2 protein-coding genes and 1 rRNA gene are annotated in these 2,747 nt (G+C 33.9%); all 3 read right to left on the bottom strand.

Going from position 1 to position 2,747, the window contains the following annotated elements; all coding sequences use genetic code 11:
- A partial coding sequence (locus WQ54_RS17545) for a glycosyltransferase family 2 protein (RefSeq protein ID WP_046585919.1) occupies window positions 1–580 on the bottom strand: 580 nt, incomplete at its 3' end.
- Window positions 581–596: 16 nt separating this feature from the next.
- Window positions 597–2,273 (bottom strand): DUF6044 family protein, encoded by a 1,677-nt coding sequence (locus tag WQ54_RS17540; RefSeq protein WP_231597559.1) that lies wholly within the window; start codon window positions 2,271–2,273, stop codon window positions 597–599.
- 354 nt (window positions 2,274–2,627) lie between these two features.
- A 5S ribosomal RNA gene (rrf, locus tag WQ54_RS17535) occupies window positions 2,628–2,743 on the bottom strand.
- Window positions 2,744–2,747: the final 4 nt, after the last annotated feature.

Genomic DNA, 2,747 nt, shown 5'->3' with positions numbered 1-2,747 from the left:
TTAAGGGTACGATTCCTCGTAAAAACAAATTCACTTCTTCAAATCTTTCTAATTCTCCAATTGCTCTCTTACTCATTAAACGATAGTCTGCATGATTATAAATCAAATCAACGCCCATTTTCCGCATTAGTTTATAAAAGGTTTCCGCTGTGGTTCTTTTGAATATACTATCAGTATCTCTCTTTTTTCGAACTCCATAGACAATATCAAATCCTTCTTTATACTTTATAATAAAATCTCTAATACTATTTACATCATCTTGAAGATCGGCATCTATAGAGACTACACAATCCGATGTGTTTTTTGCTGTGACCAATCCAGCAAATAGCGCGTTTTGATGTCCGACATTTTTCGCAAGCTTAAGTCCATGTACTTTCTGATTGATTAAACTTTCTTTATAAATAATTGACCAGGTTTTATCTTTGCTTCCATCATCAACAAATAAGATTTTACTCTGGGCAGAAATCAATTGTTCTTCAATTAAATAGTCTATTTCATCATTAAGCTGATGTATTGTCTCTGCTAAAACATCCTCTTCGTTATAACAAGGAACTACAATTGTAAGAATAGGTTCAACCATTACATTACCTCCAGGTTTACAAGACTTTATATAAATAGATTTTCCATACTGATAAATCCGATTGAAATGTACGTTCTAATAAGAGATGATTTTCTTTTGCATTTTCGATTGGAACTGCTGAAAAAATGTATAAACCGCCCAACTCTTTGAAGGCATCCATATTCAACTCTAGATTTTTTAGCGTTTTTTTCGAATTTTTCTTAAACATATAATGCTTTCCCAATTCATCTGTGAAAATATAACAACGTCCTCCCCACTCATCAAAGTAAGTTCTAATGGTTTTGTTTTTAGTAAGCTCTTTTTCAATAATTTCTCTAAACTTATACTTGTATGTGAGGGGGTAAAAATTGTTATATGTATCAAGGGTGTAAAATCCATTATATTGAGCAATAGCAGGATGTATCCCAATACTGGCAATACGATAATCCTCCATAGACAAACCAATATGTGACTTAATATCCTCAAAAAGCTCTACTGAATAAAATTCAGCTACAGAAGGTTTCTTTCGATATATGATCTCATCATTAAAACAAAATAATAAAAGAATTTGAGCAATCAATAGACTAATGGCATATGTTTTCCATCCTTTTCGATGATTCCATATCATTTTTAGTCCTAAAGCAAAACCAACATATATTACTAGGGGACGCAGGAAATGAAACCGTGCAAAATTAAACGTATCCAAAAAATGAAATTTCTGTGTTAGTGGAAGCCAACCTTTATAAAACCAAAATGCATACCACGCAGACAATATAAAGTTTAAAAATAAAAGGAAAGTAAATGCTTTTTCCTGTTTCCATAATTTTTTTGTTATGACCAGATAAAGCCCCAATAAAAGCACCGTCATAATAAAGAGGCCGTGAACGGTCATAACGTGGTTATGTCCTAAAATAAAATTTTTAAATGTTAAACGTATGACCCTCCATAAAGGTAGTCTCGCATGAAAGTATTCATCTCTGCTGTTTGGTTCTTCATCAAATAAGAAGGAATAAAATAATCGATACTCGACAACTACGTATAACAGCGACATATAAATGATAGCTAATAAAAAATACCAATTCCGCTTACCTCTTAGAAAATCAACTAACCAAAATACCCCTATAGCAAATAAAAAAAAGAAAAAGCCTAAGACAATACTCGAATAAAAAGGCACTAATGTTAAAACAAGATATTGTTTCCACGTTCTTTGTCCATTCCTTATATGCAAGAAAGCCCATAGCGCTAATGGCATCCCTAAAGTACTCAGCATTCCAGATGGCCAAAATGGTGTTAAAGAAAAAGCTAATGCAACTCCAACATTAATGACAACATAATCTTTATTTTGTATAAAATGATCCCTAAGTAGAATGTACATACCGATAAAGGCAAAAACTCTGGTAATTGTTTGGCTTAATGCATAAGCAAAAATAGTTGGAAAAATAGCATATAACCAAACAATCAGGCTAAATTCTGTTCCAAATGCATTTCTGGGCAGACCATTTATTATTTGAGGAACAGTTGAATCAACAGGGGCAAGTAATTTCCCACTTTCACTTAGCACCTTATACCAAGCCAGATTTGAATCAAGATTATCATGGACTCGAATGTGAGCATTTTCCCCTAAGATATAAAGCGGTGCTAAGTATATACCGATCATGATAAATGCTAAAATGAATAACTTCTTTTCAGTCATAACATATCTAAAAGACACCATCTACACCTCAAAATAAAGAGCATTACATGTAATTTACTATTAACATTTGCATAAACAGGAGAAAAATACCTATAAATTCATTTATTAAAAATAAAAAAGACCAGTATCTCTACTGATCTTTTCATGCTCTTACTGGCAGCGTCCTACTTTCACAGGACTTGCACAGGATGTGCTAACTTCTGCGTTGCCACAGGACGTGGCGCTCTTAGTAGAAGTTCCTTTATTTGCTTCTCCCAAGCCTCGGGCTAGAAATATTACTTTGAATTCTGCTTTTATCTAAAAAAACCTTACGGTTTTTATTTATTTAACTCCATAACAAAAAGACCAGTATTTCTACTGATCTTTTCACTTCTTACCTGGCAACGTCCTACTCTCACAGGGGGAGACCCCCAACTACCATCGGCGCTGAAGAGCTTAACTTCCGTGTTCGGCATGGGAACGGGTGTGACCTCTTCGCCATCGCCACCAGATATA

It is taken from the genome of Bacillus sp. SA1-12, assembly GCF_000981385.1.
GTDB lineage: Bacteria > Bacillota > Bacilli > Bacillales > Bacillaceae > Metabacillus.
The sequence above is the reverse complement of the archived record's forward strand: the minus strand, read 5'-3'. Positions and strand labels throughout refer to the sequence as shown.

Coding starts and splice junctions, on each gene's coding strand:
- WQ54_RS17540 (WP_231597559.1), bottom strand. CDS start 2,273: ATGGTGTCTTTTAGATATGTTATGACTGAAAAGAAGTTATTCATTTTA.